The following is a 23485-nucleotide window of genomic DNA, read 5'->3' on the forward strand; positions in this document are numbered from 1 at the left end:
GTAGCCCCTCTATTCGTCTTGATTTACATCTGACATATAGTGCTCCACAAATATCTTTCTATACTTTTCATAGTTGGTCATATCCACATCAATATGATAGTGAATGCACCACGCATCACGCTGTACAGGAACCCCAACTGTATAGCCTGCTTTTCTAAATTCAAATGATTGAGACACATCATAATAATCAAACCCATCAAACAAGTCTTCCCGCCACGGAATATCGTATTGCGTTGCCATTAATAATCCGTCAATACATTCAACTGGCATAAATGTTTTTGAGTCATGGTACGGTTTTTCTTGACTGGCCATATAAAATAAATCATTCATATAACCAATGACTTTTCCAACAACTCCTCTGCCTACATTCCATATTCCATTAGGAGGAACATATTGGGCTCCAACCATACCAATCATTCCAAGATGTTCATGTTCTTGAAACAATTGCAGTAATCCATATAAAAATCCTACATTTACAATGAAAACATCTTGATGTATATACACTTTATATTTTGCTGGATGCGAAATTGCTTGATTATATCCGCTCGTCATACTTTTCGCATTCCGAATCGGCATAAACTGTACCGTGTATCCTGGAGGAACTGGCAATTGTAATATATGTCGCGCACATTGTGCATACATTTTCCGATCATTTATACACGTAACAAATAATATTGTTTTATCTGCTGCACTCATAATTGTGATTTTTCTGCTTCAATAATATATTGAAATACAACCGTCTCAGCCATGAAGCCACTTCCAAGACGATATTTTTTACAAATTCCATATAACTCCTCAATAAGCGGTTCATACATTTTATGATCAACATATACACGATCCACTTTACTAATCGAATAACCTGCTTTTAAAAACATTCGTAGCATTTCATTAAATGTAAAGAAACGAATATGTGTTTTATCTAATAAACCATATTCTGTATACGTCCAGTTTCCAGCTAGTAAAGGAGCTAATACTGAAATGTGAGAAATGTTCGGTATACTAGCCAAAATTACACCATTTTGCTTTATATATGGTTTTACTTTTTCTATTACAGCCCACGGATCAAATAAATGCTCTAATACGTCACCAAATATAACGCAATCAAATTGCTCCTCCCCATACGGCATATCCATTGTTTCTATATCGCCTAAAACAACATGATCTAGTTTTTCTTTTGCTTGTTCTGCCGCCTCTGGAAATGCCTCGATTCCGGATACACGTGTGCCATTTTCTTTTATGGCAGCTCCCAATGCACCACTCGAGCAACCGATATCAAGAACTTCTTTCCATTCCTTTTTTATATGCTTTAATAAATTCGGATTCACAGCATTATAATAATGCCCTGACTTTTCTTCATATAAAGAATTTTTTGGGGAATTCATTTCACACACTCCTTATGCAAATTGAATTTGAAATATAAACCTCATATGAAGTCTATACATGTAACCAGTACTGGTTACATTGCCTATACTTTACTATATAGCCAATCTATTAGAGTTAGAATCATGATAAATCATTTCTAAAAAACGCAACCTATAACGATTTATATTGTTTATCAAAAACACTTCGAAAATATTTGCGGTTATATTCAATTGCAGCATTATTCGGAACATAAGAAGCTGCCAATTCATTGTAATAATAAGCTTTATCTTGCTCTCCTAACTTGCTATAACAAATGCACATTTGTAAATAGGGAATCCATGTGTAACTAGCTGGACTATGAAAAGGACTGTCTGTTGCCATCGTCACTTCTGTTGCAAGTTTAAACCAAAAAATTGCTTCATTGTATTTTTCTTGTTCCATATATATATATCCTATTCTTGTACAATTCTCTCCTCTAGGGACATCATACCGAAATGACTTTACACACGATTCAACTGCCTTCTCCCACATTCCAAGCTTTGCATAGCAATCTCCTAATTTACCACATGCATAAATTTTCTCTTCATACCAACCTTCGTCTTGATTAAGAAATGCTTCATATAATAGAACTGCATCATCATATTTTTGATTATCCATAGATTCATTCGCGTAATAAAACAAATCTCTCGGACTCAATTCTTCCCCAGCTGCTACAGCATCTTGAAAAATTTTCAAATTGCGGTTCGTTACTTTCTTTTCTTTCTTATGTGTAATCGCAACATTACTATTAAAAATCTCACCAAAAATAGCTAAATACTCATGTACCTTTCCAAACCATTGAAATTGTTTTTCACGCTTTACAAGCCGATATCTTTTTGTACAATATAACGGTTTCCCGTTAGAATCCATTACAAGATGATACGGCATCGAAACAGCATCGACATTAGGATCTAATTCTCGTTTTAATTGGTTCAATGCCTCTTGAGCATCTTCTAATAACACATCATCAGCATCTAGCCATAATATATATTGTTGCGTTGCTTTCGAAAAAGAAAAATTTCTAGCTGCCGAAAAATCATTAATCCATGGAAATTCATATATGTTAGAGGTATATTGAGCTACAATTTCTTTCGTTCGATCAATGGAACCTGTATCAACTATAATAATTTCATCAACGATTTTTTCTACTGCATCTAAACATCGACCAATTGTATTTTCCTCATCTCGAACAATCATACATAAACTAATTGTAATTCCTTGCTTGGTCAACATAATCACCCTCTTCCAAATCAATCATATGTTATACATACAATAAACTTTCCACTTTTTTAACTTGCACAAGCAGTTTAAGATTTCTTTTCAATAATTCAAATGTCCGTGTCATTTTCTTCTAGTTTTGCATCTACTATATAATGAACGCTTTATGGAGGTGAATTTATGTCAAATAATAATTATTCAGATGGATTAAATCCCGATGAATCTTTATCAGCTAGTGCATTTGACCCTAATCTTGTAGGACCAACATTACCACCAATACCACCGTTTACCCTGCCTACCGGGCCGACTGGACCGACTGGACCGACTGGACCAACTGGGCCAACTGTACCGACTGGGCCGACTGGGCCAACTGGGCCAACTGGGCCGACTGGGCCGACTGGGCCGACTGGACCAACTGTACCGACTGGGCCAACTGGAGACACTGGTGCTACTGGACCAACTGGGCCAACTGGAGACACTGGTGCTACTGGACCAACTGGGCCAACTGGAGACACTGGTGCTACTGGACCGACTGGGCCAACTGGAGACACTGGTGCTACCGGACCAACTGGAGACACTGGCGCTACCGGACCAACTGGGCCAACTGGAGACACTGGCGCTACTGGACCGACCGGTGCTACCGGACCAACTGGACCGACTGGGCCAACTGGACCATCTGGATTAGGACTTCCAGCAGGATTGTATGCCTTTAACTCAGCTACAGTTTCTTTAGCTCTTGGAATTAATGATCCAGTACCATTTAATACTGTTGGATCTCAGTTTGGTACAGCTATTTCTCAAATGGATGCCGATACTTTCGTAATTAGTGAAACTGGGTTCTATAAAATTACTGTTATTGCTTATACAGCGGCAGTAAGTTTATTAGGAAGTCTTGCAATTCAAGTTAATGGCGTGACAGTACCGGGTGCGGGCACAAGCTTAATTTCACTTGGAGCTCCTATCGTTATCCAGGCCATTACACAAATTACGACAACACCATCACTCGTTGAAGCAGTTGTTACAGGAATTGGATTATCACTAGCTCTTGGTACAAGTGCATCAATTATTATTGAGAAAATCGCTTAATTTCGCACTTAGCAGTAAGACTGATATCAGTCTTACTGCTTTTTCATTTGTAAATTCAATCATTAAATCTTACTTTTCTACATAGTCATAATGTTGTATGACATTCCGGCAGGAGGCACTTATATGGAAAATAAATCAGCTGTTCAGCTTTATCTTGAATTATTAAAGAAAACAATTTTATTTGAAATATGGTTAGAATACGAACCATACTTACCTGCTTCGTTACATATATCTAAAGAGCTATCCTATGAACCGGTTACAGTTCCGCTTCCTTTATTTCTTAAGCAGTACGTAGAAAATCACAATTTAAAAATCGTTGATCCTAACGTTTCAAAAAGTGAGCGTCAAGGTGGTAAGGATTGGCCAAGAGCAGCACACAGTATGGTTGGCCGAAAACGTATGAATCAATTACATGAGGCTATGGAAACTGTTGTCCGTGAAAATATAGAAGGTGATTTTATTGAAACTGGTGTATGGCGCGGAGGATCATGCATTTTTATGAATGGTTTTTTACAGGCAAACAACATTACAGATCGTACAGTGTGGGTCGCCGATTCATTTGAAGGTCTGCCGGCACCTAACTTAGAACAATATCCGAAAGATTACGGTGATTATTTACACACATTCGATTACTTACGAGTTTCTTTAGAAACTGTGCAAGAAAACTTTAGAAAATACGATTTATTAAATGATCAAGTGAAATTTTTAAAGGGTTGGTTTAAAGATACACTACCTTCAGCACCGGTAGAAAAAATTGCAATTGCTCGCCTTGATGGTGATATGTATGAATCAACGATGGATAGTCTTGTAAACTTATACGATAAAGTTTCAACAGGTGGCTATATTATTATTGATGATTACGGATTAGTAACATGCGCAGAGGCTGTAACTGATTTCAGAAAGGAAAGAAACTTACAAGCTCCTATTACTAAAATTGATGATTTCGGTATTTATTGGCGAAAAGAATAGAATATAACTTTATTTTTTGAGGGGTCCTATTACACTAATTATTTATAAAAACTAATTGTGTAAAGTTCCCCTCACTATAAATGATTAACTTATATACAAGAGAAATCCCCTACTTTACTACAAGGACGGAGTGAATGTATGAACGAAAATGAGAAAAAAATCACATTAATTCCACCCCCAGAACTCGTTCAATATGTAGGTGGTAATTTTGAAGAAGTTGGAAAAGAGTTTATGCAGTATTTTATTGAAATTGGCAATTTAAAATCAAATGAAACAGTGTTGGATGTAGGCTGCGGCATTGGCCGAATGGCGGTTCCGTTAATGAACTATTTAAGCGATGAAGGTACTTATTATGGATTTGACTTATTCAACGAAGGAATTGCATGGTGCAAAAATAACATTTCAACACGCCGTAACAATTTCCATTTTGAACATGTCGATATATATAATCAATTCTACAATCCATATGGAAAAGAAGATGCTTCCCAATACAAGTTTCCATATGAAGATGAATCATTCGATTTTATTTTTTTAACGTCTGTATTTACCCATCTCCTTCCGAAAGAATTAGAACATTACGTACGTGAGATTGCACGAGTTCTGAAAACAGATGGGAGATGTTTTATTACTTTCTTTTTAATTAATCCTGAATCATCCTATTACTTAAATGCAGGACTAAGTACGTTAGGTTTTTATCATCAAATTGACAATTGTTATGTTCTAAATAAAGATATCCCGAACTTCGCAGTTGCCTATCCTGAGGAAGATATTCGTACTCTATTAAATAAGTATGGGCTAGAAGTACAGACTCCCGCCCATTACGGTTCATGGTGTAGCAGAACTGGACACACAAGTTACCAAGATATTATTCTTACACAAAAAATTTCTGAAAGGTAGTTGTATATGAATAATATGAAAAATCCACCTCTCGTTTCCATCCTTATTCCCACCTATAACCGACCACATTATTTTAAAATTGCTCTAGAAAGCGCATTAGCACAAACGTATTCAAATATTGAAATTATTGTAGGAGACGATAGCACAAATAATGAAACAGAAAAATTAATATACAGACATTATTTACATAAACATAAAAACATAACGTACATTCGAAATGCTTCTACTCTAGGACAATTTCATAACGCCCTTATGCTCTTAGAACAGTCAAATGGGGAGTACATAAATTTCTTAATGGACGATGATACATTTTATAATAATAAAATCGAAAAAATGATGTTTCATTTCCAACAAGACTTAAATAAAAAACTAGCGCTTATCACATCCTATCGTACTTGGATTGATGATAATGGAGATATAATGGAACAACACCCCTCCATGAAAAAATTATACGATGAAGATACGCTACTAAATGGGAAAGATTTTGGAAACCGTATGCTTATGGCAGGACAAAATATTATCGGCGAGCCTACAATCGTACTCTTTAGAAAAAGCCTATTAACGGAACCTTTCGGCACTTTAAATGGCAGAAAATATGGTTGTAGTGTCGATATGGCCTCTTGGATAAGTTTACTTTCAAAAGGTGATGCAATGTATATAACTGAGCCCTTAAGTTCATTCCGCCTTCATACTGGACAGCAAGTACGTCACAAATTCCTTGAGGGCTGCGAAGATTTTTCTCAACTCGTTTTAACCTCGAAAAAGTATGGTTTCTTACAAGACACTAAATATTATAAAAAAGGGTTGATAAGAGCTTACGGATGGTATAAAAATGCGGTCAAATTTTACGATTTATTTCCAAACCTCATTCCAGATATAAATACACATGCCCGTCTTTCCTATTGTTTACATATCATTACAAAAGAGCTCCGTGCAATATAGTCCATCACACGGCAGGTACTATTCCTTCCGTGTGATGTATGACTTCACACAAATAGTGGAATAAATGTATGCATAGTCTGCTTGTATATTATTTTTATCATGACATGATCCATATACTTACTAGGCGATAGAAAGGAATACATACATTGAAAGATCCAAATTCTCAATATCAAATAGACTACGTACTACTACTCATTTTATTTGCCATTGGGACTGTTAGTTGCTTTGCAATTGCAAGTGCACAAACCTCTTTACCACCATTTTTGCAAAATGTAAATTTTGTATTAAAGCAAATCCAATGGTACTTCATTGGATTTATAGCTATTGGTATGATTATGATTATTGATTTCGATCGTTATCAAAAAATTGCTTGGTATTTATATAGCTTTGCATTGATATTACTGATTGGACTGGAACTTCAAGTACCAGGTGCCGTTACAATAAAAGGTGCTACCGCTTGGTACAGGCTTCCAGGCATCGGAAATTTCCAGCCTTCTGAAATTATGAAATTGTTTTTAATTATCGTCACCGGACGAATTATTGCAAATCACAATGAGAAATATTTTTACCGTACGATACACGATGATTTTTTATTACTCGGAAAAATAGGCGCAACAAGTTTGCCACCCCTGCTCCTTATTGCAAAGGAACCTGATTTAGGAAACACGATGGTAATTTCAGCTATGCTCGCAGCAATGATACTAGTTTCTGGTATACGCTGGCGGTTTATTTTCGGATTAGTTTCCGGGATTTTTGCAGCTGGCTTTACATTAACGTATATTTTTTTTACTCACACAAAATTTTTTAAAGCACACATTTTACAAGAATATCAACTAAATCGCTTCTACGGCTGGCTAGCGCCATACAAATATGATGCGCAAGGCTATCAATTAAGACAAGCTTTCTTAGCTACTGGATCAGGGGAAATGCAAGGAAAAGGTTGGGAAAATGGACAAGTATACTTTCCAGAACCACATACAGATTTTATTTTCACTAATGTCGCTGAGCAATTCGGCTTTTTAGGCGCAAGTGTCATTATTGCACTTTTTTTCCTACTTATTTTCCGCATGATTCATATCGCTTTAGAAAGTAATGACCCTTTCGGTAGTTACATCTGCGCGGGCACAATCGGAATGTTTACTTTTCAAGTATTTCAAAATATCGGGATGACCATCGGATTACTGCCTATTACAGGAATCACATTACCCCTTATGAGCTATGGAGGAAGTTCCTTGCTCACATACATGATAGCGATTGGATTTGTTTTAAACGTTCGCTCAAGGACGAAAACCTTTATGTTTAACTGAAGCATAGAAACGATATATTTTTATCCCCATCCTTTTTTAGATATACTAATGAAAAATATGATGGAGGTTTAAATATGAAATATGACATTATAGGGGATATTCATGGATGCTTCCAAGAGTTTCAAGATTTAACGATGAAACTCGGATATAACTGGAATAATGACCTGCCGATTCACCCTGATCAACGGAAGCTTGCTTTTGTTGGTGATATCACAGATCGCGGTCCTCATTCATTACGTATGATTGAAATTGTGTGGGAACTTGTCATAAATAAAAAAGTAGCTTATTACGCTCCGGGAAATCACTGTAATAAACTATACCGATTTTTCCTTGGACGTAACGTGACAATTGCTCATGGACTGGAAACAACTGTTGCTGAATATGAAGCACTGCCTTCTCATAAACAAAATATGATAAAAGAAAAATTCATCACACTTTACGAGCAATCCCCTTTCTATCACGTACTCGATGAGAAAAGGTTAATTGTGTGTCACGCCGGAATTCGGCAAGATTACATAGGAAGACAAGATAAAAAAGTACAAACTTTTGTATTATATGGCGATATTACAGGGGAAAAACATGCTGACGGCTCACCTGTCCGTCGCGACTGGGCGCAGGAATATAAAGGAACAGCTTGGATTGTATATGGACATACACCCGTAAAAGAACCTCGCTTTGTAAATCATACAGTCAATATTGATACTGGCGCTGTATTTGGTGGCAAACTAACTGGACTACGTTATCCTGAGATGAAGACCATTTCCGTTCCTTCCTCCCTGCCTTTTGTCCCTGAAAAATTCCGCCCAATTTCATAGTTCTTATTTAAAATGTACGAGGGATTATCGTTTCATTTAGGCGGCTATCGTAAAAAACTAGGTAAAGTAATGAAAAAAAGATGCACGAAAGTGCATCTTTTTTTCATTACACGGCATATACTGTCGCAGGAGGTGACAGAATGAAGAAAAAATCTTCTAAACAAAAAAGAAAATGCCCGCCTTTTTATCTACCCATGTACGGAATTAACAACTGGTGTAGCATTCGAGCTGCAGCTTTAGAAGAACCGGAAGGACAAGAGGCTTCCACCAAAAACAAAGACAGACCAAAATATGTCTCTTTACAAAATGCTGTAATGAGCCGCATCATCGATAATAGAAAAACAAAAATGCAGCAAAAAAATAAACCTCTCTCTACTCACACTGAACAGATGGTGCCTTCTGAGCAAATAGAGAAAAATATAGACGAAAACATCCCTGTATCACTAAATACAAAAGCGGAAACAGAAATTCCAGCTGCTATTATACATCAAGTGAAAAAAATAAAAGAAGCATTAGCACCATCCAATACTATACAAACAGAAAAGACTATCATAATTCAAACCCCTACACCTGAAAATACAAAAGTAAAAAAAGAGGGGCGGTATGCCTATGCAGAGGGGCTTCACTCTCGTGCAGAGGGTACAGCTTCACATGCAGAAGGGCTTCTCACTCACGCAAAAGCTTCTTTCTCTCATGCAGAAGGATCGAAAACGAAAGCAACTGGACATAGTTCCCATAGTGAAGGAAGTGAAACGACAGCAGGCGGCTCTTATTCTCATGCGGAAGGTAAACATACAATCGCCTTAGGCGAAGCAGCACATGCAGAAGGAACCGCGACTATCGCTAACGGATTCTCTTCTCATGCGGAAGGTAATCATACATCAACGGCTCATTTTGCAGGTAGCCATATTATGGGGCGCTTCGGTACAGCAGAAGAATCTTATTCTTGGTTTATCGCAAACGGCACAAATGAAACTGATCATAATATCGGTGCAAAGTGGCTTGCTCATAACGGCGAAATGTATATTGATGGCGCTTCTTACAATGCAAGTGGAACTGATTTTGCACAAATGTTTGAAATAGCAGACAATACTCTTATTGATGTAGGTTATTTCGTTACATTTAGCAACGAAGAAAAAATTCGAATCGCTACTTCAAACGATTCATTCATCTTAGGAATATCTAGCGCTACCCCCGCTCTTATAGGAAATAGCGGTGCTTTAAGTTGGCAAAAACGCTATAAAACAGATACCTTCGGAAAACGTCAATATGTACGTACGGAATCACAAGACATACAACCTCTTTTAAATACAGAATGGGATCCAACTTGCAAATATATAGCAAGAAAAGATCGTACCGAGTGGCTTCCTGTCGGATTAATTGGACAAATGTTAGTACGTGATGACGGTACCTGCGAAACACATGGATATTGTCGTCCAAATAACGATGGCATTGCTACAAAATCCGAAAGTGGCTTTTTCGTTATAAAGCGCACGGATGAAAACCAAGTTTTAATATTATTCCGCTAAGAAAAAAGGGAACAAAATTCTTCGTTATATAAGAAGAATTTTGTTCCCTTTTTAAATATGAGTTAATACCGCTTGCATATCGCTTGGAATCGTTGTAGTGAAAGACATTTCTTTCTCTAAAATAGGATGATAAAACGTCAAGGTTTTACTGTGAAGCGCTTGTCGTTTCATTTCATCCCTTTTTCCACCATATAAATTATCGCCAAGTAGCGGATGTCCTATATGCGCCATATGTACACGAATTTGGTGCGTTCTTCCTGTATCAAGCTCAAGCGATACATGCGTCTTATGATTGGCGCTATCAATCACTCTAAAATGAGTAACTGCTCTTTGCCCCTCCTCACAAACGGTTCGCTCAATAATACTATCCGATTTTCGTCCAATCGGTGCGTCAATCGTTCCTTCTCGTTCTATCATCTCACCATGAACGAGCGCCTCATACGTTCTTTTCACAGCTTTTTGTTGATGCTGTTTCGATAAAAGATGATGTACGAAACGATTTTTTGCAATAAGCATAAGCCCTGAAGTATCACGATCTAACCTTGTTACGATGTGCACTGTACTTGCAAGATGCTGCTTATCATAATGAGATAAGAGCGCATTCGCAACACTACCTGCCGGATGTTCTCTAGACGGAATCGTTGACATGTTCGCCTCTTTATTTATGACAAGAACTGCATCATCTTCATATACAATGCATAAAGGGATATCTTCTGCAATCATCCCTTCACTTCTTTCCTCCACTGGAAAAAAGACACGTATTTCCTCACCAGCTTGCAACTGATGACGAACGCTCGCATGTTGACCATTTACTTCAATAGCTCCGCCGTGAAACTTTATATCCGTTAGTGCGGCTTTAGAAATCCCTTTCGTTTTTAAAAATTCTCTAACTAAAGTTCCCTCTTCGGCCGATTCTATATCCCATTTCAATGTAAATCTGTTCAAATATATAAACCCTTTCTATTTATCTGCAACAAACGAGTCACGAACCCGTTTCCAAAACGGAAATGGACGGAAACGAACAAATCTTACTTTTTCGTTTGCAACGCGATACTGAATTGATTTCACATCTTGATGAACCATCGTTAAATGATCCACCGTAATTTGTAAGTTCATTCCTGCAGCTGGCTTCAACACACATGTATGATGTTTCGGCAGTACGAGCGGCGAACCTACCGTACGAAACACACGGTTATTAATAGATGCCATTTCTGCAATTTGAATCGCTTCAATAGAAGGGTGAATAATCGCTCCACCAAGCGCCTTATTATACGCAGTACTTCCCGAAGGAGTAGAAATACAAAGGCCATCACCACGGAACGTTTCAAAGTACTCTCCGCGTATTTCCACTTCTGTTACTAATGTACCTTCTGCACTTTTTACAGTCGCTTCATTCATTGCTAAATACTGCGACTCTTTACTCCCATTCACATAGCGAATAATCACTTCTAAAAGCGGATATTCCACCACTTGGAATGGTGTTTTAGCAATTGCAATTACTAACTTCTCTACTTCTGTCGGTAACCAATCTGCATAGAAACCTAAATGCCCTGTATGTACACCAACAAATGCTGTTTCAGCCAATCGATCATAATAACGATGAAACGCATATAAAAGCGTTCCATCTCCTCCAACAGAAATTACAATATCGGGTTCCTTTTCATCCATTATAAATCCGAAATCTAGCAAGTATTCTTTCATCGTGCTTGCCAGTGCATCTGATGATTGATCTCCCTTTGACATAATTGTAAATTTCATCGCCCAACACCCTTTAGTTTATGATTCGGAATCTTTCGTTTCTTGCTTTCTTGAAAAAGCTTTCTGCGCTTCTTGAATTTCAAGACGGATAGAAGACATTTCTTCATCTAATAAAAATGCTGCTTCCGCTGCACGTTGCAAGCGTATTTTAATATCTTCAGGAAAACGTCCACTATATTTATAATTTAAAGAATGCTCAATTGTTGCCCAAAAGTTCATTGCTAGCGTGCGTATTTGGATTTCTACCAATACTTTTTTTTCACCCTGAATCGTTTGAACTGGGTAACTAATGACAACGTGATAAGAACGATAACCGCTATCTTTCTTCTGCGTGACATAATCACGTTCTTCCACAATTTCAAAGTCATTTCGTTTTCGAAGATATTCTACAACAGGCTTAATCTCATCAACAAATTGACACATCATACGAAGGCCCGCGATATCTTGCATATCTTCTCTTAGCCGGTCTAGCGGTACATTTCTCTTCTCCGCTTTATCAATAATACTTGGAACCGACTTTACCCTTCCTGTTACAAACTCAATTGGAGAATGCTCTGTTAACATTGCAAATTGAGTACGCATTCCTTTTAGTTTCACTTTCAGCTCTGCCACCGCTTGATGGTAAGGTGCTAAAAATTCTTCCCAATTTCGATTCATTTCAACCACCACCAAAATCAATCCATTTGCTTATAGAAATACTTTTTCTACAGCAGTTACTAGTTCTTCTCCGTAATTTGCATTACCTTCAATATTTTCAACTAAATATTCTACTTCTTCTTTTAATCCTTCTAATTCCATTTCAATGTCATTTACGCGAACGAACATAACCGCATCGTTATTCATCGCTTCATGCATTGCTTCCCAGCATGTGTGCGGAATACTTACATAAATGAAAGATGATTCGTTTTCTAAGATATATAAAAATGATAAATTGTCTGAGTCTACAAGTACATGATTACGTGCACTTAACTCCTTTACCTCTATTTCACTATTTTCCGCACAAAAAATAAGAGCATTCTCTCTCTTTTCTACGCTCTTAACTTGGATTTTATTTTGCATGCTCTAACTCCTCCATCTCAACTTCCTGTCTTACTTAACAGTATTATTGTATCATAACATGGACGCAAACAAATAAAACATTGAACCAAATTTGTGAAAAAGCGATAATGTGTAAAGAATTATTTTTCAAAAGGAGCGCATACAATGACACAAGAAATTGAAATTGAATTTAAAAATATTGTTACAGAAGAAGAATTCGGTATATTATGTAAATCATTCTCTATTGAAGTATTTACGAAACAGGTGAATCATTACTTTGAAACACCGAACTTCTCATTAAAAGAAGCTGGCTCTGCACTTCGTATTCGTCATAAAGGAGAAACTTATACATTAACATTGAAACAACCTGCAGAAGTCGGCTTGTTAGAAACACATCAAGTTGTAACAGCAGAAGAAGCAAACATGATGATGGAAACAAACGTAATCATTCAAGGGGCTGTAATGGATCAACTACACAAATTACAAATTCCTGTTTCTGCTTTAACTTATATGGGTAGTTTAACAACTGAAAGAGCCGAAACGTTATTTGAAGGCGGAACGCTTGTCTTTGACCATAGTTTCTATTACAATCACGATGATTATGAAATTGAATTTGAAGTGCAAGATGAAGAAACAGGCAAAGCCGCATTTATGCATTTATTAAAGCAATACGACATACCAGTCCGTCATACAAATAATAAAGTAAAACGCTTTTTCCTTGCCAAACAAAACAAAGCACGCTAAAGTGAAAATTCCACTAGTGAATACGTTCTACTAGTGGATACATCTCACTTTTGAAAAGGAAAAGATTTTTTTACATCTGTAGAATAAGCAAAGAGCGTTATGAAGGCTATTTATTTGCCCTCCCTAACATTCCATTGCTACAATAGATATACATTTCATGGAAAAAGGAGTTTATAAAGGATGAGCAAGCAACCGATGACACCATTTGAAGCAATTGGCGGTGAACAATGCATTGCAATATTAGTAGATACATTTTATTCCTATGTCAGTAAGCACCCTGACCTATCTCCCATCTTCCCGGATGATTTAACAGAAACCGCTAGGAAGCAGAAACAATTTTTAACACAATATTTAGGTGGTCCTAATTTGTACACTGAAGAACATGGTCATCCTATGTTAAGAGCACGCCATCTTCCGTTTGAGATTACGCCAAAACGAGCAGAGGCTTGGCTATCATGTATGGAACAAGCAATGGATGACACAGGAGTGCACGGTCATATAAGAGAGTTCGTTTTTGAACGTTTAGCATTAACTGCTCAGCATATGGTTAATACTCCAAACGAAACAGGTGAAATATAATGGATAAACAGGAAGCAAAGCATATCAATATGCCATCTCCTTCCTCATGTGAACATAAGTCTGTAGAAGCATATTTATTTATTGATCCACTTTGTAAAGATTGCTGGGAAATTGAACCTTTTATTATTAAACTATGGCTTGAATATGGGAAATACTTCTCTATTCGTCATATCGTAACAGGAAAAGTGGACGGAACGAACGCTTCCTCACACAAATGGAATAAACCTGCTAATATTCGATTTGTGTGGGAAAAGACAACAAGTTTACAAGGTTTTTCATGTGATGGAAAGGTACATATGCAAGAGGCATCGTCAACACCATATTTAGTTTCGATGGCAATTAAGGCAGCGGAGTTGCAAGGCCGAAAAGCAGGTTCGAAGTTTTTGCGAAAACTCCAAGAATACATTTTCCTTGAAAATGTATCAAATCCTAACTGCGAATTATTACTTGCATGCGCAAAAGATAGCGATATTGATGTAGAAGAATTTAAAAAAGACCTATATTCAGCTAGCGCAAAAAAGGCTTTCCAATGTGACTTGAAATTCACAAATGAGATGCATATTACAGAAATACCTTCTCTCGTATTTTTTCATGCGAATTCAGATGAAGAAGGTATTAAAATCGCTGGAACGTATTCCTATGACGTATACGTACAATTATTAAAAGAACTTGTAAAATGTGAAATTGAGCCAGAACCATTACCACCTTTAGAGGTATTACTAGAAGCGACGCAATTTATATCTTCAAAAGAAGTAGCATTTATATATGACTGCTCGCAGCAAGAAATCGAGCGTGAACTAAAAAAATTACAACTGAAACGAAAAGTACAAATGATTGACGTAAAATGTGAGCGTTATTGGAAATGGATAGCAAAAGAAAAAGACCTGGTGTAAACTAAACACCAGGTCTTCTTCTTTACGGCTTATAAAAATATTAAAGGGGATGGGAGAAATTTTCACGTTCAAACAAAGGGGTATATGTTTGTATGTGAATTCGTTCACGCTTATTATATTACAAGATTCGACGTCAGATGACAACCCCTTTTGTCGAATTTCACACTTTTGTCACATTCTAAACGTTTTCATTTTTGAATAAGCTATAAAAAAGCTATTTTGGAGGTGTTTTGTATGAAAAAAACGTATATTTTACTTATCATTCTAGCTGTCATCGTTTCTTTTTTCTTGTACATCCTCTCTCTACTACAAGCTTTTCCTAAAATTATTGCCTTCCCTCTTTTATTTGGGGTCATTGTCATCGCTCTCTCTTATTTCAACCATAAAAAACGATTTAAAGGGTTTTAATGAACTGTAAAACTGCCTTCTAATTTAGAAAAAAGAAGACAATTCACTTTATCTTCTCGACAATTATCGACAAAATAACATCAAAAAAAGACGAGGCAAATTCCTCGTCTTTTCTATTACTTCTCTTCAAATAATAATGCTTCTAATTCATTTAATTTCTCTTCAAATACTTGCAATGCTTCTTTTACTGGTTCTGGAGATGCCATATCTACTCCAGCTTTTTTCAGCACTTCAATTGGATAATCTGAGCTTCCTGCTTTTAAGAACTCATTAATGTAACGTTCTACTGCTGGTTGCCCTTCTTCTAAAATTTGTTTAGATAGAGCCGTCGCTGCACTAAATCCTGTCGCGTATTGGTATACGTAATAGTTGTAGTAGAAGTGTGGAATACGAGACCACTCTAAACCAATTTCTTCATCGATTACTAAAGCATCACCGAAATATTTCTTATTTAAATCATAGTAAATCTCTGTTAACATGTCTGGCGTAACCGCATGTCCCTCTTGTACTTTCTTATGAATAATATGCTCAAACTCTGCAAACATCGTTTGACGGAATACAGTACCACGGAATCCTTCTAAATAATGATTTAATAAGTATAGACGCTCTTTCTTATCTTCTGTCGTTTTTAATAAATAATCGTTTAGAAGCGCTTCATTACAAGTTGATGCTACTTCCGCAACGAAGATTGAATAGTCACCGTATACGTGCGGCTGCGTTTTTCTTGTGTAGTAACTATGCACCGAATGACCAAACTCATGAGCAAGTGTAAATAAATTATTTACATTATCATGCCAGTTCATTAAAATATACGGATTTGTTCCATATGCACCAGATGAATATGCTCCGCTTCGTTTTCCTTTATTCTCATACACATCTACCCAGCGATTTTCATATGCTTCTTTTAAAATATCAACATACTCATCACCAAGCACATTTAAAGACTTTAATAACATGTCTTGTGCTTCTTCATACTTCACGTTCATTTTCACTTCTGGTACAAGTGGTGTATATAAATCATACATATGAAGCTCATCAAGCCCTAGTGCACGCTTACGAATATCAATGTAACGATGTAGCAAGTGTAAATTATCATTTACAGATTCAACAAGTTGATCATACACCGCTTCAGGAATATTATTATTACTTAATGCCGCTTGACGTGCAGAATCGTATTTGCGCACGCGCGCATTGAAATTATTGCGCTTCACAGCTCCGCTTAACGTACTTGCAAATGTGTTCTTATATTTTCCGTACGTTTCATATACAGCTTTGAACGCATCTTCGCGTACACGACGATCGTCACTTTCTAAAAACTGAATGTAACGACCATGTGTAATTTCTATTTCTTCTCCATCCTCGCCTTTAATAGACGGGAATTTCAAATCCGCATTATTCAACATACCAAATGTATTGCTTGACGCACTCATTACTTCAGATGCTTCTGCTAATAAAGCTTCTTCCGCTTCAGATAATACGTGAGGGCGTTGACGCGTAATTTCTTCTAACGCATGCTCATATACACTTAAGTCTCTATTTTCTTTCAAGAATGTTTGCAGTGTATCTTCTGAAATCGATAAAATTTCAGGCACAATATATGCTGTGCTACTAGATACTTGTGAATATAAATTTGTTGCGCGGTCATTTAATGCTTGATACACAGAGTTTGTTGTATCTTGATCGTAACGCATATGTGCATATGTATATAACTTACCTAATCGCATTGAAATTTCATCTTCATATTGCAATGCTTCAAGTAAATTGTTCGCAGAGTCACCAAGTTTCCCTTTAAATTCAGTTAACTTCGGTAATAGCTCTTTAATAGCTTGGAATTCTTTTTCCCATTCTGCATCTGTTTGGAAAATATCTTCTAATCGCCACGTACTTGATTCTTCAATCTCGTTGCGATCCGGTAATGTTTTTGCTGTGTTTTGTTCAGACATCCTTTAAGCCCTCCTTTAAATATCTCTACTTACATACAATTCGATTTTTCTTATGTAATTCCTTCACGATCAGTCTTTATTATATCCCCTTTTCCTTCTCTCATGTTGTACTTTGTCTCAAATAAAGATAAGGCATACGCTAAGCAAATTGCATCATATTTTATAACTTCCTCCTCTGTTTTCAACATAACTATCCTCCTTTTTTTTCGGTATTTATACGTCCCTACTTTCTGCAATACACCTACATAGCATAAAAATATCATATATTCAGTAACTGCCACTTTCCATATATGCTGTGAAAAGTATGGGAGCATCCGCCTTTTCGTATAATTTTTTATATAACTACACACGTACTCGAGGGAAATACAATCCCCTACTGCAAGCTCACCTATACACTTCATATATAGAAAAGCTTGCCATATAAATGGATTTGTTTGAAAAGCAAATGAGGACGGGAGTGGCACACCAATTTCAGAAGGAAAATTTGCTGGGGTACATTTACATTGATATAAGAGGCGTAATAGTGACTTATGATTGTAATTCCAAATAGGCAAAGCATTTTTTCGAAAATAGTCCTTTCGCTTCTTCCATTCTAGTTCTAATATCTCCTTTTGAAAAGGAACAGAAGAAAAGAGCATTTCAAAAGTAGTCGTTTCAGTTGGTAAATATATAATATGTGAGAAAGAGATGCTTGTAGAAAATGAAGTGATAAACGTACATTTCATAAATAATTTTCGTTTCGAACAGAAGAAAATAAGAAGTGGTTGAGGGTAAGATTGTAAGGAGAAAGCCATAAGTGTGGAAAATTTCATCCAATATGCAGAGTGCTTTTTCAATTGATTTCCACCAATGATCCAAATGACCTGTATACCAGCTCGCCAATACGAATGGGTTCGTTTGTACAGCTGTTCTATAGAGAGATTTGCGCACTGGTATTCAATCGCGATTTTTCTCCCTGCTCTCTCTATAAAAATATCTGGTCGTTGCTGAATCTCTGGCAGATAATGCTCTATCTCTACATGAAAGTTTTGACGTTTTAGCCATCTATATAACAATTCTTTACCGTGCATATGGTATATCGATTCTGCTTCATAAAAAGCCAAACATGAATCCACTTTCTTATGAGCAAAATGCCACTTTTTTTGTTTCCCTAATCTCATTAGTACTTCCTTCCCGCAAGCTACACAAAAGAAACTCTCCCTTTTACGCATACGGTGTAAAAGCTCTTCATCATGATGATCGAGAAGATGAATTTTTTCTCCGTTTTCTCTTTTGGCGATAAACATCGGGATCACACCCTTTCAGCTCCTTATATTCTACAATTTATTACAAATTCCTTTTAAAAAAGAGATGTCCCAATTTCGGACATCTCTTTTTATAATAAAGGCGATAATAACCGGTACGTTGATTCAACAATTCGTCTATGAAGACGCCTTTTATGAAAACGATCGACGTGAATTTCACTTGATTCTTCTAAATCATCTTTAAAATCTTGAACAAGTTTTCGAATGCTATCTGTATCATATAAAAAGGCATTTACTTCAAAGTTCAAATGAAAACTTCTCATATCCATATTAGCTGTCCCAATTGAAGCTAAATCAGAATCAACAATAACAACTTTACTATGAAGAAATCCTTTTTCATATTCATATATCTTTACCCCTGCATCTAAAAGCTCTGGGAAGTACGATCTAGATGCATAAAAGACAGTGCGCTTATCAGGCTTACTCGGCATTAATAAACGAACATCAATACCAGCAAGAGCAGCTACCTTTAATGCGGATAAAATATCATCATCTGGAATGAAATACGGCGTCGCAATCCAAATGGATTTCCGCGCAGAAGCAATCATAGCAAAATATAAATGTTTAATTGTTTCCCATTTATTATCCGGTCCACCTGCAACGAGCTGCACGCCTCCCCAATGATCTCCCTCAACTGCTTTCGCTTGTAAATATTCAGGAGCTAGCACAGCCTCACCAGTCATATAAAACCAATCTTGAAGGAAAATAAGTTGCAAGCTTTGAACAGCTTCACCACGCAAATATAAATGTGTGTCTCGCCAAAAGCCGAAATACTTATCCTTTCCTAAATATTCATCACCAATATTTAATCCACCTACAAATCCTTCATTTCCATCGATAATCACGATTTTTCGGTGATTTCGGTAATTAATCTTATCGTTTAAAATCGGAAAGCGCACAGGAAAGAACGGAATCATTTCGACACCTGCATCGTTTAATTCTTCAATATACGAATTCGATAATCTAAAACTTCCAACCGCATCATATAAAAAACGAACGACTACGCCTTCTTTTGATTTTTGTATTAAAATATCTTTAATTTCGGTTCCAAGCTTATCATCACGTACAATGTAATATTCCATATGAATGTGATGTTTCGCTCGTTTTAATCCATCTAAAATAGCCTGAAACGTTTCATCTCCATTTGTTAATGTTCTCGTTTCAGTTTGAAATGAAATATTTAAAGCGCCTAAACGATCCGCTAAACGAAATAACAACTCTTGATGCTTATGATTGCGCAAAATCCGTTCCTCGTAATCTTCATGCCCCTTATATTGTAAAAACGCTTGTTCATCGAGCAACGCCTTCTTTTGGAACATTCTCTTCCTCCGAAAGTTCTGTCCGAATAATAAATAAGCGAAGAATCCAAACACCGGAAAAATCCCTAACACAATGAGCCATGTAAGTGTTTTAGACGGATGACGGTTCTCTAGGAAAATAACGCAGCCAATTAAAAATGCAGATACCGTAAATAAAATACTAATAATACCTAAAATCGAAACATCTTTTATTCCGATTACATCCGAATAAAATGCTACGTCAATAAACATACGTAACGAAACAAATAATGCGAACAATAGTAAAACAAAGAAAATCAACTTTAACGTATTTTTCATCTCTTACCTCCTTACTAAGAAAGCTTTCCTATTCTTCATATAAAAAGCCGATTTCATACTACAGAAATCGGCCTACGTTTTAGCAGGAAAATTATTGCGAATTGTTTCAAGCGCATGCTCTTTCACAATTTGTTTTCCATACTCACTTACACGATGAATTGTTAAAGTTGATTCTTCTCCGTATTCTAAAACAATACTTAATACGCGATCAATTTCTTCTTCATCATGTAGCACTTCATCGAATTCCACATATACATAATAGCGGTCCTCAAATGAATACAGCTCATCTTTTATATCTTCAAAGATAAGACGGTGGCTTAATGAAATGACATCTTCAAAATCATTAAACTTAATTAAAAAGCCAAACGTACCATCTTCGTTAAAGTTTGTGCCTGCTTGTTCTTCTACCTCTTCCACTAATTCTTGCTGGAATAATGATTCAATGCCTTCATCTAGCGGAATGTCTATAATTTTATCTACACCTATAGGTAGTTCTAACTTTTGTCCATCCTTTGAAAGCTCTGCTTTCGTTACAAGTACTTCAATCCCTTTATCGACTGCTTGCACTTGAATCCATAACGGTCCATCAATAAAGAAATCGTCATGATCACGAGCTTCGTCCATCATTTCCCAAAAGAGCTCTTCGCTTCTTTCGCGGTCGTACCAAATCTCCTCACGATTAAAGCCTCTGTCCTCTATATCAATGTACGTAATAAAAAATTTCATCGTATGGTCATTTATTCTTTCAATATCCAAAATACAACTCTCCCTTCCTGCTTAGAATTGTTATGAAGGGATTCCCCACTCATATGACAAATCAATAGATTCTTGTACTCTCATTTTATGATAAGATTCTCCAGAATGGAAATAAAATCGATTTATTTTACAAAAATAGTTATATGCCTAGCTTCATTCGATGGTCTACACAAATATATCATTATAACGACTTCTCACCCATAAAAAATTTGGACATACATTTCCACCTTCCCCCGTACACTGTACTAAAGTGAAACTTTTATTACAGAAGATGATGTAGTCTCTCACTTCACCATATACATATAGTTCGCTTATTAAAACATCATAAATGGAGGCAGACGAATGGACTTAGAGTTTTTAACATCTGTACTAATGATTGTCGGTATCGATGTTGTATTAGGTGGTGACAACGCAATCGTCATCGCACTAGCTAGCCGAAATTTACCTGAATCGAAACGAAATAAAGCCATCTTGATTGGCACTCTTTTAGCAATCGTACTAAGAATTGTCCTTACTATACTAGCTGTCTATTTACTCGACATTCCATTTCTGCAACTGATTGGCGGGATTTTACTTACATTAATTGCAGTAAATTTACTAACTGATAATAGCAACGATCTTTCTTCTATTCAAGGAAAAACAACTTTATTTCAAGCTGTTCGTACAATTGTATTCGCGGACCTTGTTATGGGATTTGACAATGTTATTGCCATTGCAGGGGCAGCTCACGGAAGATTTTTACTCGTAATAATTGGCTTACTCATTTCTATTCCGATTATTATTTGGGGCAGCAAACTCATTTTAATACTTATGGAACGCTTTCCATTCCTTATTTATTGCGGGGCAGCGATTCTCGCCTATACAGCAGGAAAGATGGTCACACATGAAGACAGACTTGCAACTTTTTTTCATAACAACCCAAATTTCACTGCAGGCATTCCTTACTTATTTATTTTCACCATTTTATGCATCGGTATTATCGTTCAACAAGTTCGATTACGGAATGTGAAACATTAAAAAAAACCTTCTACTATATAATAAGTAGAAGGTTTTCATATTATTATAATTAATTTACAAGACGTTGTGCTTCACGTAATTGGAACGTTCTTACTGTACGTGGTAAGAAACGGCGGATTTCATCTTCATTGTAACCTACTTGAAGGCGTTTCTCGTCAATCATAATTGGACGACGTAAAATCCCTGGATAGTCACGAATCATCTTATATAAATCTTGAAGTGGTAAAGACTCTAAGTTTACATTTAATTCTTGGAAAACTTTCGAACGAGTAGAAATAATCTCATCCGTTCCGCTTTCTGTCATACGTAAAATCTCTTTAATTTCCTCAATCGTTAATGGATCTGAGAAAATATTACGTTCTGTATAAGGAATATGATTTTCCTCTAGCCATAATTTCGCCTTTCTACAAGACGTACAGCTTGGAGAACTATATAATGTTACCATACAAAGCTCACTCTCCTTAAAGAGTACAAATTCTGTACTAATTACAGTTTAAATTTCTAAATTCAGCAATTTTTTGCGATACCTTGTCTTATAATAAAGTGCAAAAAATCGCATTTCATGTAAGCAACAACTTTCAACAAACAACAATTACTTTTAATAAGTAACTTCTATAATCATTATACAATAGATTTTGCAAGAAATATACAGTAAATTTCCTTCTAATTGAGAAAACTCTTCCGTGTATTCCACTGCTATGTAACATGATCACACTCACTTTAGCTGTTCTTTAACAATAACCTTCAACCCTATTAACGCTTGCTTTTCATAGATTCTTCATATAATTTATAGTTATTTTCCCATAATCTTTCCTATGAAAAAGAGAACGTTTTCTTACCTTTTCTTGATAAATCAATTATGAAATGTAAGACTATATAAGTGAGAATCAAAAAGAACATTTGTTCTTATTTTAACAAACATTCTCATTCATGTCTATATGATTTGGAAAATAAACTAAAAATTTTTCTGACATTTCTTTCTTTTTTATCTTTTATCTCATACAATAAAAATACAGACAGGCAAAGGGGGAATTTGCAAATGATTGCTTTTTTTATTGATTTTGTCACTGTTGCTGCCCTCATCATCGGAATAACAGCATTGATTGGTGTCATTACAAATAGCATTGGTGAAAAACTCTTTGGCGGAAAAGAAAAGATGAAGTTTGTTAATAAAAGTTTGGATGTACAATCCGGCTGGAACGAGGTCGGCGGGAAAGGTATTTATAAGAAACGTACGTATTAAAAAAAGCAGGCGGTTAGCCTGC

General features: G+C 36.2%; 25 protein-coding genes. 13 read left to right on the top strand and 12 right to left on the bottom strand.

Annotation, left to right across the window (positions count from 1 at the left end; translation table 11 throughout):
* Positions 1 to 9: 9 nt before the first annotated feature.
* The 3 genes from AC3WTI_RS11985 to AC3WTI_RS11995 all read right to left on the bottom strand — a co-directional run bounded on the left by AC3WTI_RS11985 (position 10) and on the right by AC3WTI_RS11995 (position 2634).
* Entirely contained in the window at positions 10 to 696 is a 687-nt protein-coding gene (locus AC3WTI_RS11985) for a glycosyltransferase family protein (protein ID WP_087957772.1), read from the bottom strand.
* The gene (locus tag AC3WTI_RS11990; protein WP_087957770.1) at positions 693 to 1382 is read right to left on the bottom strand and encodes a class I SAM-dependent methyltransferase; all 690 of its coding nucleotides are present in this window, start codon (positions 1380 to 1382) and stop codon (positions 693 to 695) included. Before AC3WTI_RS11990 ends, AC3WTI_RS11985 begins: the two co-directional genes overlap by 4 nt.
* Before the next feature lie 151 nt (positions 1383 to 1533).
* Positions 1534 to 2634 carry a glycosyltransferase gene (locus AC3WTI_RS11995; RefSeq protein ID WP_097840670.1) on the bottom strand — a complete coding sequence of 367 codons (1101 nt, stop codon included), beginning with the start codon at positions 2632 to 2634 and terminating at the stop codon, positions 1534 to 1536.
* Between the two features lie 165 nt (positions 2635 to 2799).
* On the opposite strand from AC3WTI_RS11995, the gene AC3WTI_RS12000 reads away from it, so the two are divergent.
* The 7 genes from AC3WTI_RS12000 (at position 2800) to AC3WTI_RS12030 (ending at position 10164) form a co-directional block, all read left to right on the top strand.
* On the top strand, positions 2800 to 3705 hold the full coding sequence (locus tag AC3WTI_RS12000; RefSeq protein ID WP_253621522.1) for a BclA C-terminal domain-containing protein: 906 nt from the start codon (positions 2800 to 2802) through the stop codon (positions 3703 to 3705).
* A 123-nt stretch (positions 3706 to 3828) separates the two neighbouring features.
* Positions 3829 to 4674 carry a TylF/MycF family methyltransferase gene (locus tag AC3WTI_RS12005; protein ID WP_087957765.1) on the top strand — a complete coding sequence of 282 codons (846 nt, stop codon included), beginning with the start codon at positions 3829 to 3831 and terminating at the stop codon, positions 4672 to 4674.
* 138 nt (positions 4675 to 4812) lie between these two features.
* Positions 4813 to 5571 carry a class I SAM-dependent methyltransferase gene (locus AC3WTI_RS12010; RefSeq protein ID WP_087957764.1) on the top strand — a complete coding sequence of 253 codons (759 nt, stop codon included), beginning with the start codon at positions 4813 to 4815 and terminating at the stop codon, positions 5569 to 5571.
* A 6-nt stretch (positions 5572 to 5577) separates the two neighbouring features.
* Positions 5578 to 6513 (top strand): glycosyltransferase family 2 protein, encoded by a 936-nt coding sequence (locus tag AC3WTI_RS12015; protein WP_087957760.1) that lies wholly within the window; start codon positions 5578 to 5580, stop codon positions 6511 to 6513.
* A 146-nt stretch (positions 6514 to 6659) separates the two neighbouring features.
* Positions 6660 to 7820 (top strand): FtsW/RodA/SpoVE family cell cycle protein, encoded by a 1161-nt coding sequence (locus AC3WTI_RS12020; RefSeq protein ID WP_097840672.1) that lies wholly within the window; start codon positions 6660 to 6662, stop codon positions 7818 to 7820.
* A 74-nt stretch (positions 7821 to 7894) separates the two neighbouring features.
* The gene (prpE, locus tag AC3WTI_RS12025; RefSeq protein ID WP_097840673.1) at positions 7895 to 8635 is read left to right on the top strand and encodes a bis(5'-nucleosyl)-tetraphosphatase PrpE; all 741 of its coding nucleotides are present in this window, start codon (positions 7895 to 7897) and stop codon (positions 8633 to 8635) included.
* 140 nt (positions 8636 to 8775) lie between these two features.
* The gene (locus tag AC3WTI_RS12030) at positions 8776 to 10164 is read left to right on the top strand and encodes a peptidase G2 autoproteolytic cleavage domain-containing protein (protein WP_087957754.1); all 1389 of its coding nucleotides are present in this window, start codon (positions 8776 to 8778) and stop codon (positions 10162 to 10164) included.
* Positions 10165 to 10215: 51 nt separating this feature from the next.
* Here the strand turns inward: AC3WTI_RS12030 and AC3WTI_RS12035 are convergent, their stop codons facing one another.
* The 4 genes from AC3WTI_RS12035 to AC3WTI_RS12050 are packed head-to-tail and all read right to left on the bottom strand — an operon-like array spanning position 10216 to position 12981.
* Complete coding sequence (locus AC3WTI_RS12035) at positions 10216 to 11109, bottom strand: RluA family pseudouridine synthase (RefSeq protein ID WP_087957751.1); 894 nt, start codon at positions 11107 to 11109, stop codon at positions 10216 to 10218.
* 15 nt (positions 11110 to 11124) lie between these two features.
* Positions 11125 to 11922 carry an NAD kinase gene (locus tag AC3WTI_RS12040; RefSeq protein WP_000673182.1) on the bottom strand — a complete coding sequence of 266 codons (798 nt, stop codon included), beginning with the start codon at positions 11920 to 11922 and terminating at the stop codon, positions 11125 to 11127.
* Between the two features lie 18 nt (positions 11923 to 11940).
* Positions 11941 to 12579, bottom strand: a complete 639-nt coding sequence (gene yjbM, locus AC3WTI_RS12045; RefSeq protein WP_001081485.1) for a GTP diphosphokinase — start codon at positions 12577 to 12579, stop codon at positions 11941 to 11943.
* A 30-nt stretch (positions 12580 to 12609) separates the two neighbouring features.
* On the bottom strand, positions 12610 to 12981 hold the full coding sequence (locus AC3WTI_RS12050) for a UPF0738 family protein (protein WP_087957749.1): 372 nt from the start codon (positions 12979 to 12981) through the stop codon (positions 12610 to 12612).
* Between the two features lie 144 nt (positions 12982 to 13125).
* On the opposite strand from AC3WTI_RS12050, the gene AC3WTI_RS12055 reads away from it, so the two are divergent.
* The 4 genes from AC3WTI_RS12055 to AC3WTI_RS12070 all read left to right on the top strand — a co-directional run bounded on the left by AC3WTI_RS12055 (position 13126) and on the right by AC3WTI_RS12070 (position 15584).
* Positions 13126 to 13704, top strand: coding sequence for a CYTH domain-containing protein (locus AC3WTI_RS12055; RefSeq protein WP_087957747.1), 579 nt, complete (start codon positions 13126 to 13128; stop codon positions 13702 to 13704).
* Between the two features lie 180 nt (positions 13705 to 13884).
* Complete coding sequence (locus tag AC3WTI_RS12060) at positions 13885 to 14283, top strand: globin domain-containing protein (RefSeq protein ID WP_000043381.1); 399 nt, start codon at positions 13885 to 13887, stop codon at positions 14281 to 14283.
* On the top strand, positions 14283 to 15176 hold the full coding sequence (locus AC3WTI_RS12065; protein ID WP_048526704.1) for a ClpXP adapter SpxH family protein: 894 nt from the start codon (positions 14283 to 14285) through the stop codon (positions 15174 to 15176). The genes AC3WTI_RS12060 and AC3WTI_RS12065 overlap by 1 nt, the downstream gene beginning before the upstream one ends.
* Before the next feature lie 234 nt (positions 15177 to 15410).
* Positions 15411 to 15584 (top strand): hypothetical protein, encoded by a 174-nt coding sequence (locus tag AC3WTI_RS12070; protein ID WP_002051510.1) that lies wholly within the window; start codon positions 15411 to 15413, stop codon positions 15582 to 15584.
* 116 nt (positions 15585 to 15700) lie between these two features.
* On the opposite strand, the gene pepF is transcribed toward AC3WTI_RS12070, so the two are convergent.
* The 4 genes from pepF to mecA all read right to left on the bottom strand — a co-directional run bounded on the left by pepF (position 15701) and on the right by mecA (position 21203).
* Entirely contained in the window at positions 15701 to 17527 is a 1827-nt protein-coding gene (gene pepF, locus AC3WTI_RS12075; protein ID WP_087957745.1) for an oligoendopeptidase F, read from the bottom strand.
* Positions 17528 to 17577: 50 nt separating this feature from the next.
* On the bottom strand, positions 17578 to 18822 hold the full coding sequence (locus tag AC3WTI_RS12080; protein WP_097840674.1) for a competence protein CoiA: 1245 nt from the start codon (positions 18820 to 18822) through the stop codon (positions 17578 to 17580).
* A gap of 80 nt (positions 18823 to 18902) precedes the next feature.
* Positions 18903 to 20447: a cardiolipin synthase gene (locus tag AC3WTI_RS12085; protein ID WP_097840675.1), complete on the bottom strand. Its 1545-nt coding sequence runs from the start codon at positions 20445 to 20447 to the stop codon at positions 18903 to 18905.
* 72 nt (positions 20448 to 20519) lie between these two features.
* The gene (gene mecA / locus AC3WTI_RS12090) at positions 20520 to 21203 is read right to left on the bottom strand and encodes an adaptor protein MecA (protein WP_087957739.1); all 684 of its coding nucleotides are present in this window, start codon (positions 21201 to 21203) and stop codon (positions 20520 to 20522) included.
* Between the two features lie 342 nt (positions 21204 to 21545).
* On the opposite strand from mecA, the gene AC3WTI_RS12095 reads away from it, so the two are divergent.
* On the top strand, positions 21546 to 22220 hold the full coding sequence (locus tag AC3WTI_RS12095) for a TerC family protein (protein ID WP_087957737.1): 675 nt from the start codon (positions 21546 to 21548) through the stop codon (positions 22218 to 22220).
* A 49-nt stretch (positions 22221 to 22269) separates the two neighbouring features.
* Here AC3WTI_RS12095 and spx read toward each other — a convergent pair whose 3' ends face one another.
* On the bottom strand, positions 22270 to 22665 hold the full coding sequence (gene spx, locus AC3WTI_RS12100; protein ID WP_000258267.1) for a transcriptional regulator Spx: 396 nt from the start codon (positions 22663 to 22665) through the stop codon (positions 22270 to 22272).
* A gap of 594 nt (positions 22666 to 23259) precedes the next feature.
* On the opposite strand from spx, the gene AC3WTI_RS12105 reads away from it, so the two are divergent.
* Positions 23260 to 23463 carry a hypothetical protein gene (locus AC3WTI_RS12105; RefSeq protein ID WP_000559976.1) on the top strand — a complete coding sequence of 68 codons (204 nt, stop codon included), beginning with the start codon at positions 23260 to 23262 and terminating at the stop codon, positions 23461 to 23463.
* The last annotated feature ends 22 nt before the right edge of the window (positions 23464 to 23485 follow it).

This window comes from Bacillus sp. EB106-02-03-XG38 (genome assembly GCF_058792175.1).